Source organism: Rhodococcus sp. JCM 9793 (genome assembly GCF_055380405.1).
Genome location: NZ_AP043721.1, coordinates 5408179 through 5423255, shown reverse-complemented (window position 1 = coordinate 5423255; position 15077 = coordinate 5408179). Strand labels below are relative to the sequence as shown.

Annotated in this window: 17 protein-coding genes and 1 pseudogene; 9 read left to right on the top strand and 9 right to left on the bottom strand. The window is 65.6% G+C overall.

All coding sequences use genetic code 11. The annotated features are described in order from the left end of the window. The first annotated feature begins 220 nt into the window (after nucleotides 1–220). The 3 genes and pseudogenes from ACZ46K_RS27200 (at nucleotide 221) to ACZ46K_RS27190 (ending at nucleotide 2296) form a co-directional block, all read left to right on the top strand. On the top strand, nucleotides 221–1519 hold the full coding sequence (locus ACZ46K_RS27200) for a citrate synthase (protein ID WP_464745807.1): 1299 nt from the start codon (nucleotides 221–223) through the stop codon (nucleotides 1517–1519). Nucleotides 1520–1573: 54 nt separating this feature from the next. After that, nucleotides 1574–1921 (top strand): annotated as a pseudogene (locus ACZ46K_RS27195) (FKBP-type peptidyl-prolyl cis-trans isomerase); the annotation flags it as partial. A gap of 9 nt (nucleotides 1922–1930) precedes the next feature. Further along, nucleotides 1931–2296 (top strand): FKBP-type peptidyl-prolyl cis-trans isomerase, encoded by a 366-nt coding sequence (locus ACZ46K_RS27190; RefSeq protein WP_378489306.1) that lies wholly within the window; start codon nucleotides 1931–1933, stop codon nucleotides 2294–2296. 107 nt (nucleotides 2297–2403) lie between these two features. On the opposite strand, the gene ACZ46K_RS27185 is transcribed toward ACZ46K_RS27190, so the two are convergent. Continuing rightward, complete coding sequence (locus ACZ46K_RS27185) at nucleotides 2404–2709, bottom strand: hypothetical protein (RefSeq protein ID WP_054806783.1); 306 nt, start codon at nucleotides 2707–2709, stop codon at nucleotides 2404–2406. A 115-nt stretch (nucleotides 2710–2824) separates the two neighbouring features. Here ACZ46K_RS27185 and ACZ46K_RS27180 point away from each other — a divergent pair, with 115 nt between their 5' ends. Continuing rightward, nucleotides 2825–3478 carry a class I SAM-dependent methyltransferase gene (locus ACZ46K_RS27180; RefSeq protein ID WP_464745805.1) on the top strand — a complete coding sequence of 218 codons (654 nt, stop codon included), beginning with the start codon at nucleotides 2825–2827 and terminating at the stop codon, nucleotides 3476–3478. A 3-nt stretch (nucleotides 3479–3481) separates the two neighbouring features. Here the strand turns inward: ACZ46K_RS27180 and ACZ46K_RS27175 are convergent, their stop codons facing one another. Further along, a complete protein-coding gene (locus ACZ46K_RS27175; RefSeq protein WP_464749486.1) occupies nucleotides 3482–3955 on the bottom strand; it encodes a hypothetical protein in 474 nt (157 codons plus the stop codon). 125 nt (nucleotides 3956–4080) lie between these two features. Between ACZ46K_RS27175 and ACZ46K_RS27170 the strand changes: the two genes are divergently transcribed. Continuing rightward, the gene (locus ACZ46K_RS27170) at nucleotides 4081–5880 is read left to right on the top strand and encodes an acyl-CoA dehydrogenase (RefSeq protein ID WP_464745803.1); all 1800 of its coding nucleotides are present in this window, start codon (nucleotides 4081–4083) and stop codon (nucleotides 5878–5880) included. Between the two features lie 7 nt (nucleotides 5881–5887). Here ACZ46K_RS27170 and ACZ46K_RS27165 read toward each other — a convergent pair whose 3' ends face one another. The 5 genes from ACZ46K_RS27165 to ACZ46K_RS27145 form a co-directional block, all read right to left on the bottom strand. Beyond that, nucleotides 5888–6376, bottom strand: a complete 489-nt coding sequence (locus ACZ46K_RS27165; protein WP_464745801.1) for a hypothetical protein — start codon at nucleotides 6374–6376, stop codon at nucleotides 5888–5890. A gap of 82 nt (nucleotides 6377–6458) precedes the next feature. Next, nucleotides 6459–6953, bottom strand: a complete 495-nt coding sequence (locus ACZ46K_RS27160) for a CinA family protein (RefSeq protein ID WP_054806147.1) — start codon at nucleotides 6951–6953, stop codon at nucleotides 6459–6461. A gap of 33 nt (nucleotides 6954–6986) precedes the next feature. Beyond that, nucleotides 6987–7559 (bottom strand): dihydrofolate reductase family protein, encoded by a 573-nt coding sequence (locus ACZ46K_RS27155; RefSeq protein ID WP_054806139.1) that lies wholly within the window; start codon nucleotides 7557–7559, stop codon nucleotides 6987–6989. Between the two features lie 112 nt (nucleotides 7560–7671). Continuing rightward, nucleotides 7672–8436 (bottom strand): pyrimidine reductase family protein, encoded by a 765-nt coding sequence (locus ACZ46K_RS27150; protein ID WP_464745798.1) that lies wholly within the window; start codon nucleotides 8434–8436, stop codon nucleotides 7672–7674. A 33-nt stretch (nucleotides 8437–8469) separates the two neighbouring features. Next, on the bottom strand, nucleotides 8470–8976 hold the full coding sequence (locus tag ACZ46K_RS27145) for a flavin reductase family protein (protein WP_054809910.1): 507 nt from the start codon (nucleotides 8974–8976) through the stop codon (nucleotides 8470–8472). Nucleotides 8977–9048: 72 nt separating this feature from the next. On the opposite strand from ACZ46K_RS27145, the gene ACZ46K_RS27140 reads away from it, so the two are divergent. From ACZ46K_RS27140 to ACZ46K_RS27130, 3 genes are read left to right on the top strand one after another with little or no spacing between them, the layout of a single operon-like run. After that, nucleotides 9049–10137, top strand: a complete 1089-nt coding sequence (locus ACZ46K_RS27140; protein WP_054806148.1) for a YihY/virulence factor BrkB family protein — start codon at nucleotides 9049–9051, stop codon at nucleotides 10135–10137. Then, the gene (locus ACZ46K_RS27135; protein ID WP_054806140.1) at nucleotides 10134–10559 is read left to right on the top strand and encodes a phage holin family protein; all 426 of its coding nucleotides are present in this window, start codon (nucleotides 10134–10136) and stop codon (nucleotides 10557–10559) included. The genes ACZ46K_RS27140 and ACZ46K_RS27135 overlap by 4 nt, the downstream gene beginning before the upstream one ends. Beyond that, the gene (locus ACZ46K_RS27130) at nucleotides 10556–10813 is read left to right on the top strand and encodes a DUF3618 domain-containing protein (RefSeq protein WP_054806141.1); all 258 of its coding nucleotides are present in this window, start codon (nucleotides 10556–10558) and stop codon (nucleotides 10811–10813) included. The genes ACZ46K_RS27135 and ACZ46K_RS27130 overlap by 4 nt, the downstream gene beginning before the upstream one ends. Nucleotides 10814–10823: 10 nt before the next feature. Here the strand turns inward: ACZ46K_RS27130 and ACZ46K_RS27125 are convergent, their stop codons facing one another. Next, the gene (locus ACZ46K_RS27125) at nucleotides 10824–12716 is read right to left on the bottom strand and encodes a propionyl-CoA synthetase (protein ID WP_464745796.1); all 1893 of its coding nucleotides are present in this window, start codon (nucleotides 12714–12716) and stop codon (nucleotides 10824–10826) included. A 133-nt stretch (nucleotides 12717–12849) separates the two neighbouring features. On the opposite strand from ACZ46K_RS27125, the gene ACZ46K_RS27120 reads away from it, so the two are divergent. Then, nucleotides 12850–13518 carry a GOLPH3/VPS74 family protein gene (locus ACZ46K_RS27120; protein ID WP_464745794.1) on the top strand — a complete coding sequence of 223 codons (669 nt, stop codon included), beginning with the start codon at nucleotides 12850–12852 and terminating at the stop codon, nucleotides 13516–13518. 10 nt (nucleotides 13519–13528) lie between these two features. Here ACZ46K_RS27120 and ACZ46K_RS27115 read toward each other — a convergent pair whose 3' ends face one another. Further along, on the bottom strand, nucleotides 13529–15034 hold the full coding sequence (locus ACZ46K_RS27115) for a carboxyl transferase domain-containing protein (RefSeq protein WP_464745792.1): 1506 nt from the start codon (nucleotides 15032–15034) through the stop codon (nucleotides 13529–13531). Nucleotides 15035–15077: the final 43 nt, after the last annotated feature.

Sequence of the window (15077 nt, the reverse complement as noted above, 5' to 3'; positions counted from 1 at the left end):
TTCTGCCTGGCGCGGCGTACGATCGATGCTGGTGAGCGGCGTGCGTCGGTGTTCCGTCAGGGATTCGAAGGGCACAGTCGAGCCCCCGTCGACGGTAGGTGGGACACACCGTTCGGGGACTTTCGACCGACCCTGCCTCCGCGCGGCGGCCACGGAACCGTTAGGTTCTACGTGAATGTTCGGAAGTTTCTGGTAGGTCTGAGCTTGAGAGGGATCCTTCGTGCCCGCTGAGAATGACACACAGCCCACCCTCAGCTACCCCGGTGGCGAGCACACAATGGCTATCGCCAAGGCGACGGAAGGCAATGACGGCATCGAGCTCGGCAAGCTCCTTGCGGACACGGGGTACACCACCCTGGATCCCGGTTTCGTCAACACCGCCTCCACCAAATCGGCGATCACATACATCGACGGCGAGAAGGGAATCCTGCGCTACCGCGGATACCCCATCGAGCAGCTCGCGGAGAAGTCGACGTTCATCGAGGTCAGCTACCTGCTGATCTACGGTGAGCTGCCGACCACCGAGCAGCTGGATGTGTTCACCGATCAGATCCGTCGGCACACGCTGCTGCACGAGGATCTCAAGCGTTTCTTCGACGGCTTCCCGCGCAACGCGCACCCGATGCCCGTCGTCTCCAGCGCCGTCAACGCGCTGTCCGCGTACTACCAGGACGCACTCGACCCCGACGATCCGGAGCAGGTCGAGCTCTCCACGATCCGCCTGATGGCCAAGCTGCCGACGATCGCGGCCTACGCCTACAAGAAGTCGGTCGGTCAGCCGTTCCTGTACCCGGACAACTCGCTGACACTGGTCGAGAACTTCATGCGCATGACGTTCGGTTTCCCGGCCGAGCCGTACGAGATCGACCCCGAGGTCGCGCAAGCTCTCGAGATGCTGCTGATCCTGCACGCCGACCACGAGCAGAACTGCTCGACGTCGACGGTGCGGCTGGTCGGATCGTCCGATGCGAACCTGTTCACGTCGATCTCCGGTGGCATCAATGCCCTGTGGGGTCCGCTGCACGGTGGCGCCAACCAGGCCGTTCTGGAGATGCTCGACGAGATCCAGAAGTCGGGCGGCGACGTCACGGAGTTCGTCCGCAAGGTCAAGAACAAGGAAGACGGCGTGAAGCTCATGGGCTTCGGGCACCGCGTCTACCGCAACTACGATCCGCGTGCTGCGATCGTGAAGAAGACCGCGGACAAGATCCTCAACAAGCTCGGCGCCGGCGACGAGCTGCTCGAGATCGCGATGAAGCTCGAGGAAGCCGCGTTGACCGATGAGTACTTCATCGAGCGCAAGCTGTACCCGAACGTGGACTTCTACACCGGTCTGATCTACCGGGCGATGGGCTTCCCCGACCGCATGTTCACCGTGCTGTTCGCACTGGGGCGCCTGCCGGGGTGGATCGCGCACTGGCGTGAGATGCACTCGGATCCGACCCTGAAGATCGGCCGTCCGCGTCAGATCTACACCGGGTACACCGAGCGCGACTACAAGGGATTCGACGCACGCTGACGTGCAATCGACCATGAGTTCGACGATCGACTGTTCGACGAGGGAGCTGGACCTATGACCAAACCGGAGATCGAATTCCAGGAGGGGCCCGCCCCCACCGAGCTGGTGGTCAAGGACATCACCGTCGGCGATGGTGCAGAGGCCGTGGCGGGTGCGCTCGTCGACGTCCACTACGTGGGTGTCGAGTACGACACGGGCGAAGAGTTCGACTCGTCGTGGAGCCGCGGTGAGTCGATCCGCTTTCCGCTCGCAGGTCTGATCGCCGGTTGGCAGGAAGGCATCCCCGGCATGAAGGTCGGCGGGCGCCGCCAGCTGACCATTCCGCCGGAGCTCGCGTACGGTCCGGCCGGGTCGGGACACCAGCTGTCCGGCAAGACCCTGGTATTCATCATCGATCTGCTCGGCGTCCAGGTGCCGCCGGAGCCGCCGGTGATCGAGAAGCCCGAGGGGCCGGCTCCGACCGAGCTGGTCGTCGAGGACATCGAGATCGGTGACGGCGCCGAGGCTCAGCCCGGTGCCACCGTCGACGTGCACTACAAGGGCGTCGAGTTCGACACGGGCGAAGAGTTCGACTCGTCGTGGAGCCGAGGCCAGTCGGTTGCATTCCCGCTTGCCCGCCTGATTCCGGGCTGGCAGCAGGGCATCCCCGGCATGAAGGTCGGTGGACGTCGCAAGCTGACGGTGCCGCCGGAGCTCGCGTACGGTCCGGCCGGGTCCGGACATCAGCTCGGTGGCAAGACCCTGGTGTTCGTCATCGACCTGATGGGCACCAACTGATCAGCGCAGTGCGCTGACATAGATCATCTACGCAGGCCCCGCATCCATCGTGATGCGGGGCCTGCGTGCATTGCCCGCGGTTCCGGGAGTGGCGGTCAGGGGAGTGATCAGTAGGCCGTGGCCGCAGGTCCGTTGCCTGTGATGCCGCCCTGGATCGCGCCGGTGTTGCCGGCGGTCCTGCCGAAGCTCCACTCGCCGTCGCTGCCGCACACGAGGGCACCGTTCCGGGTGCCGGGTGAGGCGTATTCGACCTTCACGACGTTGCCGTTGTCGTCCTCGTGCACGATCGGGCAGCCCCTTCCGGGTCCGTTGACCGGATCGACCTTCGGTTCCGCAGAGGCGGTGGCAGCCCCGCCGAACGCGACTGCTGCGATCATGAGAGCGGCGGCAAAAGCTTTGTGGTGCTTGGTCATTCTGTTCTCCTGGGCCTGGGTGGTGGTGACTGATTCAAGAATGCGCCCTCGGAGTCCTGCGTCGAACCCACCCCAGGGGTGGGTTCGACGTACCCGGTGGGCGATCATCGACCGCATGGAAAACGCGGGCATCGCACCGATCCACGGCAGGCATGGGGTCCGGTCCGATCAACACGTCGTCCGGGACTCGTATTCGGCGAGATCGCAGGAATATGTGGATCTCTTCGGCGCGATGACCTCTACCCACCCATCCGATCGTGCCCTGGTGCGCAGCTGGGCCTCCACGCTGACAGGTCCCGTGCTCGACGCCGGGTGCGGTCCGGGGCAGTGGACCGGCTTCTTGGCCCAGTGCGGACTGACCGTGAGCGGGATCGATCTGGTACCCGAGTTCGTCGAACTGGCTCGCAGCCGGTACCCGGAACTGTCGTTCGACATCGGACGCTTCGAGGAATCGGGCGCCGCAACAGGATCATTGGGGGGTGTGATGTCGTGGTACACGCTCATTCACCACGATCCACCGGACATGGGAACTCCGCTCGCAGAGTTTGCGCGCGTGATTCGGCCGGGCGGAGGATTGTTGGTGGGCTTCTTCGAAGGACCGGCAGTCGAGCCGTTCGACCATGCCGTGACCACCGCGTATCGATGGTCGGTCGACGAGCTCGGTAAGGAACTCGCTGCGGCCGGCTTCGAGCTGATCGAAGCGCACACGCGAAGGGCGAGCGGTCACAGGCCGCACGGCGCCATCACGGCACGCCGTCGGGCCGTGTGAGGATCAGGACCCTTCGAAGAACCGGGCCAGCCGTCGATGCCGGTGCGCGAACAGGGCGCCGACGACGCGGCGCGCAAGCTCGACCGCGCCAGGAATCCGCGACAGTGGCGCGCGCAGCTCGAATGTGAGCCGATCGTGGACCCTCGTGCGGTCTGCCGCGAGCGGATCCAGGGTGCGTTCGTGCTCCCAGCGGCGCATGAGGAGCATCGTCGACTTCTCGTGGAAGCGACGTCCGGGCTCGAGTGCGGCGATGGACAGATGGTCGTAGTCCACCGGCAGCACGCCGAACAGGAGCAGCGGGACCCGGGCGAGCGGTTGCCCGATGGGGACGGTGTCCTCGGTGAGGGTGTGTGCCCTCCGGGGCATACGCATTGCGAGCATCGGCGCGAGCTCGTCGTTGATGCCCTCGGCGCTCGTCACACGTGCCCACACCACCGTATTCGCGGCATCGACGATCGACTCGTCCTCGACCACGATCTCGTTGCTCATAGGGCTCCTGTATCGCGTCTCGAAGGAACGTTGCTCTCGCTGGACATCATGCATCCGTCGTTGGTCTACTGGCGTTGTTCTCGAGAACATCGTGTCCCCTGAAAGGATCGTCCGTGCCCGCTCCCGTTCTGTCCCGTCGCGACCTCGACTTCCTGCTCTACGACTGGCTCGATGTCGAATCGCTGACGTCGCGGGAGCGCTTCGCCGAGCATTCGCGCGACACGTTCGACGCCGTCCTCGACCTGAGCGCCGATCTTGCGACCAAGTATTTCGCGACACACAACAAGAAGGCCGACGCCCAGGAGCCGCGGATCGGGGAGGACGGCCGCGTCGAGATCATCCCTGAGGTGAAGGACGCGCTGGACCTGTTCGCCAAGGCCGGGCTCATCGCCGGGGCGTTCGACGAGTCCCTCGGTGGAATGCAGCTACCCATGACGCTGCTGCGTGCATCGATGGCCTGGTTCCAGGCTGCCAACGCCGCAACGTCGTCGTACCCGTTCCTCACCGCGGCCAACGCGAGCCTGCTCGTCACGCACGGTAGTGAGGCGCAGATCGAGAAGTTCGTCCCGGCCATGCTCGAGGGTCGATTCTTCGGCACGATGTGCCTGTCCGAGCCGCAAGCAGGGTCGTCGCTGGCCGACATCACGACCAAGGCGGTCCCGGCCGACGACGGCGCCTACCGGATCACCGGTACCAAGATGTGGATCTCCGGCGGAGACCACGAGCTCACCGAGAACATCGTCCACCTGGTGCTCGCGAAGATTCCCGGCGGCCCCGCGGGAGTCAAGGGCATCTCGCTGTTCATCGTGCCGAAATTCCTGGTGAACGACGACGGCACGCTGGGCGACCGCAACGATGTTGCGCTGGTGGGACTCAACCACAAAATGGGCAACCGCGGCACCACCAACGCCCTGCTCAACTTCGGGGAAGGGGCTTTTGCACCGGGAGGGGAAGCAGGCGCTGTCGGTTACCTGCTCGGCGAACCCCACAAGGGCCTGCAGTACATGTTCCACATGATGAACGAGGCGCGTATCGGCGTCGGGTTCCTCGCGACCTCGCTGGGCTACGCGGGTTACCTCCAGTCGCTCGACTACGCACGCACCCGCACCCAGGGGAGGCCGCTCGGGGCGAAAGACCCTGCATCGCCGCAGGTTCCGCTCATCGAGCACACCGATATCCGGCGGATGCTGCTCGCGCAGAAGTCCTACGTCGAAGGCGCGCTCGCTCTGGGACTGTACTGTTCGAAGCTCGTCGACGAACAGAACACCGCGGCAGACGACGACGTGCGGGCCGAGGCCGGCTTGCTTCTCGACGTGCTCACCCCGATCGCGAAGTCCTGGCCGTCGCAGTGGTGCCTCGAGGCCAACAGTCTCGCCATTCAGGTTCTCGGCGGCTACGGCTACACCCGCGAATTCGACGTCGAGCAGTACTACCGCGACAACCGGCTCAACCCCATCCATGAAGGCACCCACGGCATCCAGGGCATGGATCTGCTGGGGCGCAAGGTCGTCATGCACGGTGGTGCCGGACTGTTGCTGCTCGGTGAGACGATCGGCGCCACGGTGGATCAGGCGCTCGCTGCGGGTGGTGAGGCGGCCGCACACGCGGAGCAGCTGCGCTACGCGACCGAGCGTGTCGCGGCGACAACCGCAGCACTGTGGTCGAACGGGGATCCTGCAGTGGCGCTGGCGAATTCGACGGTGTATCTCGAAGCGGTGGGGCATACCGTGGTGGCGTGGATCTGGCTCGAGCAGCTGCTGGCCGTGGGCGATCGGGAGGGCGACTTCTTCGACGGCAAGCGTGCAGCGGCGCGATACTTCTACCGTTTCGAGTTGCCGAAGACCGGCCCGCAGTTCGATCTGCTCGCGAGCCTCGACCGCACGACGCTCGACGCCTCACCGAGCGTGTTCTGATCCGGCGTCACCAGGTGACTGTGAGCGTGTCACCCACCTTCAGGGCGTGCCAGCGGTCGGCGTAGTCGTCGAACCGGTCGACGATGTGCTCGACCAGCGGGGGAACTGTCTCGGCCGTCATCGACGGCGGCAGTTCCCGCGCGTGGCCGCGCCGGTACTCCCAGACGGGTAGCGCCATCCCTACCAACTCCTCGGATCGGGCCATGTCTGCCTTTGCCTGATCGGACACCTTGGTCCCCTTCGTCTTTCGACGGCGGGCGGCCTTGGTGCGTTCGGCGGGGTCGGCGGGCCAGAAGAGGCCGTTGTCGCCGGCGGCAAGCTGCCCGAACACCCCGAGCGGAATGCTCGCCTCCACTTCGACGAGAAGATGCAATAGGTCATGCGGGAGGTAGGGGTGACCGCCGGGGCCATTGCGAGGAGCGAGTGCCGCACCGGCCTCGCGGTGCACGGCGATTTCGTAGCTCGTGCCGGGCCTCTTCGTGAATACGACGCGCATAGTGTGCAGGGTAGGTGACGGGCGCCGGCACATGCACCTGGTTTTCGTCTCCGCTCCGACGGAGTTCCTCGCTTCACCCGTGTCAGGCAGAGAGCTGCTCGATCAGCAACCGAAGGGCGTGCCGTACCGTCTGCGCCAACACATTTTCCGGATCTCCGTCGAAATGCTGTTCTTCGGAGTGCGTTCCACATGGTCCGGTCGTCGCGAAACACACCGTGCCGGGTGGCCGCCCGTCCTGCGGGTCGGGGCCGCCGGCGCCGGTGACGGCGACGACGATATCGGCGGCGAGCAGAGCGGCCGTGGACACGGCCATCGCACGTGCCGCCGACTCGCATACGACCGGGCCCTCGGGCACCTCGAGCAAACCGTGCTTGACGGAGCGCGAGTACGCCACGATCGCGCCGCGGAACCATTCGGAACTGCCTTCCGCCGCTCCGAGACGCGCCGCCAGGGTGCCCGCCGTGAGGGATTCGGCGCATCCGATGGTGAGGTTGCGGTCGGATGCGAGGGTGCCCAGCTCGTCGAGCAGTGCGTCGGAGAGGTCGGTGCCCTCGACGACATCGTGATCATGGAGCATCGGTCTCACCTCCATGAATCGCCGTTGCCGGCCTCACCGCTTTGCAGCGAGGCGATTGACGACGACGCCACTGTCGAACACCCGGCTTTCCGACAGCTCGAAGTAGTGCGGATCGAACCCGGTTCGGAACAAGGGAATACCGTTTCCTGCGATGACCGGGTTGACCTTGAGGACGAGCTCGTCGATCTCGGGGAGCAGCTCACCGGCGAGTGTCGCGCCGCCGCACAACCAGATTCCCCTGCCGTCCTGATTCTTCAGGTTTCGGACGTACTCGAGTGGATCGGTCGCCACGAGGGTGACGGTGTCGTCCGGGGCCTGCGACAGGGTCTTCGAGAAGACGTACTGCTGAAGATGTGGATATGCGCTGGTGAGGCCGACGCTCAGTGAGGGCTCCCATGTGCGTCGACCCATGACGACCGCGTCGAAATGCTTGCCCGGTGAGGTGACTCCGAGCTGGTCGCGAACGTGCACCGGCAGCGTCTCGGGGTACTCCTCCATCAGGTGATACATGTGATCGCCCTCGACGGGGAAGAATTCGAAGCCGCCCGAGGGGTCGGCGATGAATCCGTCGAGCGTCGTCGCAACGTAATAGGTCAGTGTGCGCACACAACCCTCCTCGAAAGTGAGTACAGGCCGAGACCTGATCGAACTGCAACGCTAGAACGGGCACACCATCGAAGCCAGCACATTCGATCGGTTTCCCCCGAAAAGTTCTCGGTCACTGCGCGGCGCCGGTATCGCGTACCCATCGGGTGAGGATCGTGCCGTCGTCGTCGCACACCAGATGGGTGCGCCGCATCGCGGTGACAGTGGAGGCAGGGGAGTGAGCGATGCGGTCCGCCGATCCGGCAGCGAGCACGGGCGCCCAGGTCAGGCACAGGTCGTCGACGACGCCGTCGGCGATCATGCGACCGAACAACCGGGGGCCTCCTTCGCACAGGACGCGGCTCCACCCCGCTCGGTCCACGGCGGCGACAAGGGCTTCACCACCGATGTCGTCGTCGGCGATGACGCGTACATCCGCGCCGGCATCGGCAAGTACGCGACGCTTCTTCTCGGGCACCGCGCCGCTCGTGAACACGATCGGCGGCACGGACGTGTCGGTGAACAGCCGCATCCCCGGGTCGAGATTGCCCGATGCCGTGACCACCGCAATCGGTGGCACCGCTGACAATCCCGCTGCTGCACGGCGTTCGCGCAGAGCCTCACTCGTCCGCGCGCCCCCGTAGTTCTCGGTGCGCGCGGTCCCAGCACCGACGAGGATCACGTCGGCGAGTTCACGGAGCAGCCCGAACACGTTCTTGTCCGCCGGTGTCCCGAGACCACCAGAACGCCCGTCGACAGCGACCGCGCCATCGAGTGAGGACACGAAGTTCACGCGCAGCCACGGAGTCGTGAGCTCGGGTGGATAGGCGTACAGCTCACGCAGATCGGTGTCGTCGAGAACGCGTCCGGGAACTGTGGGTTCGTCGAGTCGTCGCATACCGTCGATCAGATCACGACCGCGGCTGCACCGTCACGCACCGTGCCCGGGATCCAGGTCGCGCACGTCGTCGAACATGACCGGATCGCTCATATCCGAGCGGAGCTCACCGCGATCCGGGTCGAGCAGGAATCCGACGTGGTCGCCGAGGTCGACCCTTCCGACGATGGCACCGGTGAACCACGCTGCCGCATCGTCGAGGATCGGTAGCCCGTGTGGTCCGTCGCTCCAGCCGCACTGCGCGAATTTGTCCGTGTCGTCGCCGGTGTGTGAGCCGAACAGCTCGGCCAGTGACAGCTGCGACCGGTCGAGTATGTGCACCGCGAGATGCTCGGCAGCACCCGCAACCCGGAACGTGCGGTTCTTGTCGGACAGCGCCACCAGAAATCTCGGCGGATCGATCGCGGCCTGTGTGGCGAAGCCGACCAGACACCCGCTTCGCTCGTTCACCGCCCTGGCGGTGACGACGAACATCGGGTAGTCGAGTCGGCCCACGATCGCAGAGAAAGCATCGGTCGGTCCGCTGTTGTCGGAGGACATGCACGCATCGTACGTGGCACAAATCGACCCGATACGGGTTTGAGTCGTCCCTCATGCGGTATCCGAGTGTTCATGACGGACGGATCGGAGTCGAAAGTTGCAGCGGATGCGAGTGTGGCACCCGACGACCCCCGCAAACCGGATTCGCCCACGGATCTGGAGAAGCCGTCGTGGAAGTATGTGCTTCGAAGGACGGTCCGTGAGTTCGGTCGAGACCAGTGCACGGACCTCGCGGCGGCCCTGACCTATTACGCGGTGCTGTCACTGTTTCCGGCGTTGCTGGTGGTGGTCTCACTGCTCGGCGTGTTCGGGCAGGGGCAGGCGACGGTCGACACTGTCCTGCAGATGATCGACGATCTCGGTCCGAGTTCGGCGGCCGACACCCTGCGCGGCCCCATCGAACAGCTGGTTCAGGCCCCGACAGCAGGCTTCGCACTGGTCATCGGTGTTCTCGGTGCGTTGTGGTCGGCGTCGGGTTACGTCGGCGCATTCGGCCGGGCGATGAACCGCATCTACGAGATCGAGGAAGGCCGCCCCGTCTGGAAGCTGCGCCCGTTGATGCTGCTCGTCACCGCGCTGGCCCTCGTCGCTGCGGGAGCGACTGCGCTGATGCTGGTGGTCAGCGGGCCGGTGGCTCGCACGATCGGTGACGTGATCGGGCTTGGCGACACGGCGGTGACGGTGTGGAACATCGCGAAATGGCCTGTGATGCTGGCGCTCGTCGTCATGATCGTGGCGGTGCTGTACTACGCGACTCCCAACGTGGCCCAGCCGAAGTTTCGATGGGTCAGTGTCGGCTCGTTCATCGCGATCGTCGTCTGGATGGTCGCCTCGGTCGTCTTCGCCCTCTACGTATCGAATTTCGGCAGTTACAACAAGACGTACGGCTCGCTGGCAGGCGCGGTGATCTTCCTGCTCTGGCTGTGGATCACCAACCTGGCCTTGTTGTTCGGCGCGGAGTTCGACGCGGAGCTCGAACGCGGACGCGAACTGCAGGCCGGGATCAAGGCCGAGAGATCTCTGCAGCTCCCCGAACGAGACACCCGGGTCATCGAGAAGAACGAAGCGAAGCATCAGGAATTCATCGCGCACGGCCGTCGCCTGCGCACCGCGCACGGCCCTCCGGAGCTCGACGACGACACGGAAGGAACCCACTCATGACGACGCATTCCGGCGATCCCCGCCCCGTTGCGGACCAACCCGCAAATTTGTCGACCGTAGAACTCACCGAGCGGCTCACCGCCCAGGTGTCCACGCTCGTCCGCACCGAGGTCACCCACGCACTCGACGAAGTGAAATCGAAGGGCACCCGGATCGGCGTCGGTGTGGGTATGTCCGGTGCCGGGGCGCTCCTGTTGTATCTCGGTGTGGCAACTCTGATTGCCGCGGGAGTGCTGGGGCTCGCCACGGTGGTCGACCCGTGGCTGGCGGCATTGATCGTTGCGGTCGTGGTGCTCGCTGTCGGTGGCATCCTCGCGGCGATCGGCGCGTCCAAGGCGAAGAATGCCGCACCGCCGGTTCCTGAACACACGATCGACAGTGTCCGCGACGATGTCGCCGCAGCGAAGGGAGCAGTGAGATGAGCGAGTCCGCAACGAACGGGGACGGTGCGAGCGGCGCGGCCGAGCCCGACATTGAACGACAACGTGCCGAACTCGCCGCTACCGTAGGTGAACTCACCGACCGGCTCGACGTACCCACCCGTGTCAGGCATGCGGCGGACGAACGCGTCGAAGCGGTCCGTGAACGGCCCGACCTCGTCGCGTTGGTCGCGGGGGTACTCGCCGTGACCCTGGCCGTCGTCGTGTGGCGACGACGGCGAGGATCGGCGGCGTAGCCGGCCGACCTCAGCCGCCCAGTTGCTCCCTCAGTGCTTCCAACACGGCGGGGTCCTCGATCGTCGACGGCACCGTGTACTGCTCGTGGTCCGCAATCTGCCGCATCGTCTTCCGCAGGATCTTGCCGGAACGAGTCTTCGGCAGGGCTTCCACGACCGTCACGTCGCGGAATGTTGCGACCGCACCGATCTGCTCGCGGACCATCGCCACCAATTCCTGGCGGAGGGTCTCGGGGTCGATGTCGATACCGGCCTTGAGCACGACGTATCCGGAGGGGCGCTGCCCCTTGAGTTCGTCGCGGATGCCGACGACGGCGCACTCGGCGACTGCGGTATGTGCCGCGACCACTGCCTCCATGCTGCCAGTGGAAAGCCTGTGTCCTGCAACGTTGATGACGTCGTCGGAGCGGCCGAGCACGAACACGTAGCCGTCGCCGTCGATGAAACCGGAGTCGCCGGTGAGGTAGTAGCCGGGGAATGTGTCGAGGTACGAGCGGCGGTAGCGGTCGTCGTCGCGCCACAGGCCCGTGAGGGTGCCGGGCGGTAGCGGCAGCCTCACGACGATATTGCCCTCCGTGTCGTGTGCAACGGGCTTGCCCTCCGCGTCGACGATCTCCACGCGATAGCCCGGGACGGGGACGGTGGGGGAGCCGGCCTTGAGCGGCATCGGGTCGAGGCCGCGCAGATTTGCGGCGATCGCCCAGCCCGTCTCGGTCTGCCACCAGTGGTCGACGACGGGACGACCGAGCACCTTCGTCGCCCATTCGTACGTGTCGGGGTCGAGGCGCTCACCGGCCGCGAACAATGTCTTCATCGAGGAGATGTCGTGTTTCTTCAGTTCGTCGGCATTCGGGTCGGCCTTGCGCACAGCCCGGATCGCGGTGGGTGCGGTGAACAGTGCTTTCACGCCGTACTCGGAGATGATCCGCCAGAACGCTCCTGCGTCGGGAGTGCCGACGGGCTTGCCTTCGTACATCACCGTCGTCGCTCCCGCCAGGAGCGGCCCGTACACGATGTAGGAGTGGCCGACCACCCAGCCGACGTCGGAGGCCGTCCACCAGACGTCGCCGGCGGAGATGTCGTAGATGTTCCGCATCGACCACGTCAGTGCCACCGCGTGGCCGCCGTTGTCACGAACGACACCCTTCGGTTTCCCGGTGGTGCCCGAGGTGTACAGGATGTACAGCGGGTCGGTCGCGGCGACGCTCACCGGCTCGGCCGGTGATGCATCGGCGGCGAGTTCATCCCAGTCGAACCACGCGGCCGAGGATGCCTTGTAGTCGGTGGCGGATCCGGGAACCTCCTCGCGGTTCTTCACGATCACGGTGTGCGGTGGAGTCTGCGACAGCTGGAGGGCCTGCTCGACCATCGGCAGGTACTCGATGGTGCGACCGGGCTCGAGCCCGCCGGACGCCGTCACCAACAGCACCGGCTGCGCGTCGTCGATACGAGTGGCGAGTTCTTTCGCCGCAAACCCGCCGAACACCACCGAGTGCACCGCGCCGATACGCGCGCACGCGAGCATCGCGATCGCTGCCTCGGGGATCATCGGCATGTAGATGATGACGCGATCGCCGGCGACGACACCCTGGTCGCGTAGGACACCGGCGAACGTGGCCACCTCGTCGAGCAACTCCGAATACGTGTAGGTGCGCTTCGCGGGCACCATCGCCGAATCCCAGATCAGCGCGGGGCGGTCGCCGTGACCGGCGCGGACATGCCGATCGAGCGCGTTGACGCTGGTGTTGAGGGTGCCGTCCGGGAACCACTTGTACGACGGGGCCTGCGTATCGTCGAGAGCGCGTGTCGGGGTGGTGTCCCACTCGACGCTCTGCGCGGCGGCGAGCCAGAACGCCTCCGGGTCGTCCACACTCTGCCGGAAAGCGTCCTCGTACGAGCTCATCGGTTCGTGTCCTTCCTCGACATCGACATGACCGCGACCACCCTATTCGACCCTATTCGCTGCGAGGTGCCGGATGGGAGGAATCTGCGCCGGGCGGCGCTGATCGATCGACGAACGGACGTACCGTGTGATCATGGCATTGCTCGCGGAAGACCTGCTGCTCCTCGCACTCGACGACGATTCGGGAAAAGCGCTTGTCGACAGCATCACACTGCCCCGCGCTCTCGCGGGCGCTGTGCTCCTCGAGTTGGCGCTCGACAACGTCGTTCTCCTCGACGAGGAGGGCGCCCGGGGCAAGAAGGGCAGGGTGATCGTCGGCGGTGGTGTTCCCGCCGACAAGGTGCTCGCCGACGCGGTGGCACTCCTCGGCGATCGAAAGCCGATGAAGCCGGCTGCGGCCATCGAGAAGCTGAGCAAGAACATGCGGGACATCGTGCTGGAGCGGGTCGTGGCGAGCGGATGGGTTCGAGAGGAGCGCGGCACGATCCTCGGGTTGTTCCCCACTCGGCGCTGGCCGGCAGTCGACGAGAGCCACGAACGTCGGATCCGCGCCGAACTGCGCTCCGTACTGATCGACGGGGTGACGCCCTCACCTCGCGCGGCAGCGCTGATCTCGTTGCTGTCGGCCACGAAATTGGCCCCGAAGATCTTCCCGAATGCCGACAAGAATCAAATTGCGAAGCGCTCCAAGACAATAGCGGAAGGTGAGTGGGCCGGTAAGGCCGTTCGTCAAGCGGTCGATGCGGTGAACACCGCGATCATCGTGGCTGTCACCGTGCCCGCGGTGGTGGCGAGCAGCTGAGGGACCCGGGTCAGGTCGGTAATCCTAGAGTGCGGAAGCGGGCGATCCGTCGTCGATATCGGTCGTCGGCGGACACGTCTGCGAGGGAGGCCAATTCGCGCGCGACCGCAGCACCCACCCGTTTGAGGAACTCGATCGGATCGTCTGCGGCATCGTGGCGTTCAGGAATGACACCGTCGATGATTCCGTCGCGCAACAGATCCCTCGACCGGATTCCCTGAGCTGCGGCCATCTGAGGGGCATGGGTGGTGTCGCGGTGCACGATTGCGCTGGCGCCTTCCGGAGGAAGTGGTGCGAGCCAGCCGTGCTGCGCGCACAGCACACGATCCGCAGGAAGCAACGCCAGGGCGCCGCCTCCGGTGCCCTGGCCGAGCAGCACCGACACGGTCGGGGTCTGCAATGTCACGAGATCCGCGAGGCAGCGAGCGATCTCGGGGGCGAGACCCCGTTCCTCGGCCTCCTTCGACAACGCTGCACCGAGCGTATCGATGACGAGGACGAGCGGAAGCTGTAGTTCGTCGGCGAGCCGCATCGCGCGTCGTGCCTCTCTCAGCGCGCCGGGCCCCATGGGTGCCGCCGCCGACTGACCGCTGCGATCCTGACCGAACAGCACACACGACACACCACGGAATCGTGCGAGCGACAACATCACAGCGGAGTCGGTTTCGCCCTCCCCGGTACCGGACAACGGCACCTGCGCCGATGCCGCATGTCGCAGCAATTGGCGGATCCCGGGGCGCTCGGGGCGGCGGGTGAGGATCACCGACTGCCAGGCCGGAATGTCGGGCACCTCGTCGACATCGGTGAGAGCAGGCTCGGTAGAAGTGTCGGGGTGATTCGGCTCGACGAGAACGCGCAACAGTCTGTGCACCACCTGCCGGATGCCCTCGAGCGGGATCACTCCGTCGATCACGCCGCGCCGATGGAGGTTCTCCGCGGTCTGGACCCCTTCGGGGAAGTCCTCCTGGTACAGGGCCTTGTAGACGCGCGGCCCGAGGAAACCGACGAGTGCGCCCGGCTCTGCCGCGGTGACATGCCCGAGCGACCCCCACGACGCGAACACTCCACCCGTCGTGGGATTGCGCAGGTAGACGAGGTAGCCGAGATGCGCCGCCTTGTGTGCTGCCACGGCCGCGGCGATCTTGACCATCTGCACGAACGCGAGCGTGCCTTCCTGCATTCGGGTGCCGCCCGAGGTAGGAGACGCGAGCAGGGGGAGTCCTTCCGCGGTGGCCCGTTCGACCGCGGAGACGATCCGTTCGGATGCCGCGACACCGATCGATCCGGCGAGGAAGGCGAACTCGCAGGCGATCAACGCGACCCTGCGTCCGTGGACGGTGCCGACTCCGGTGAGTACCGACTCGTCGACCCCGGACCTCTTAGCGGCACGCTCGAGTTCGGCGCGGTAGGTGTCATCGGGGTGGACGTCGATCGGGGATTCGTCCCACGAGACGAAACTGCCCTCGTCGAGCACCGCATCGATGAACTGCTGCGCCGAGATTCTGCTCCGAGCCACCTGGCCTCCTTGTCTGCAAGTCCACGTGCGACTGTACGAGGCT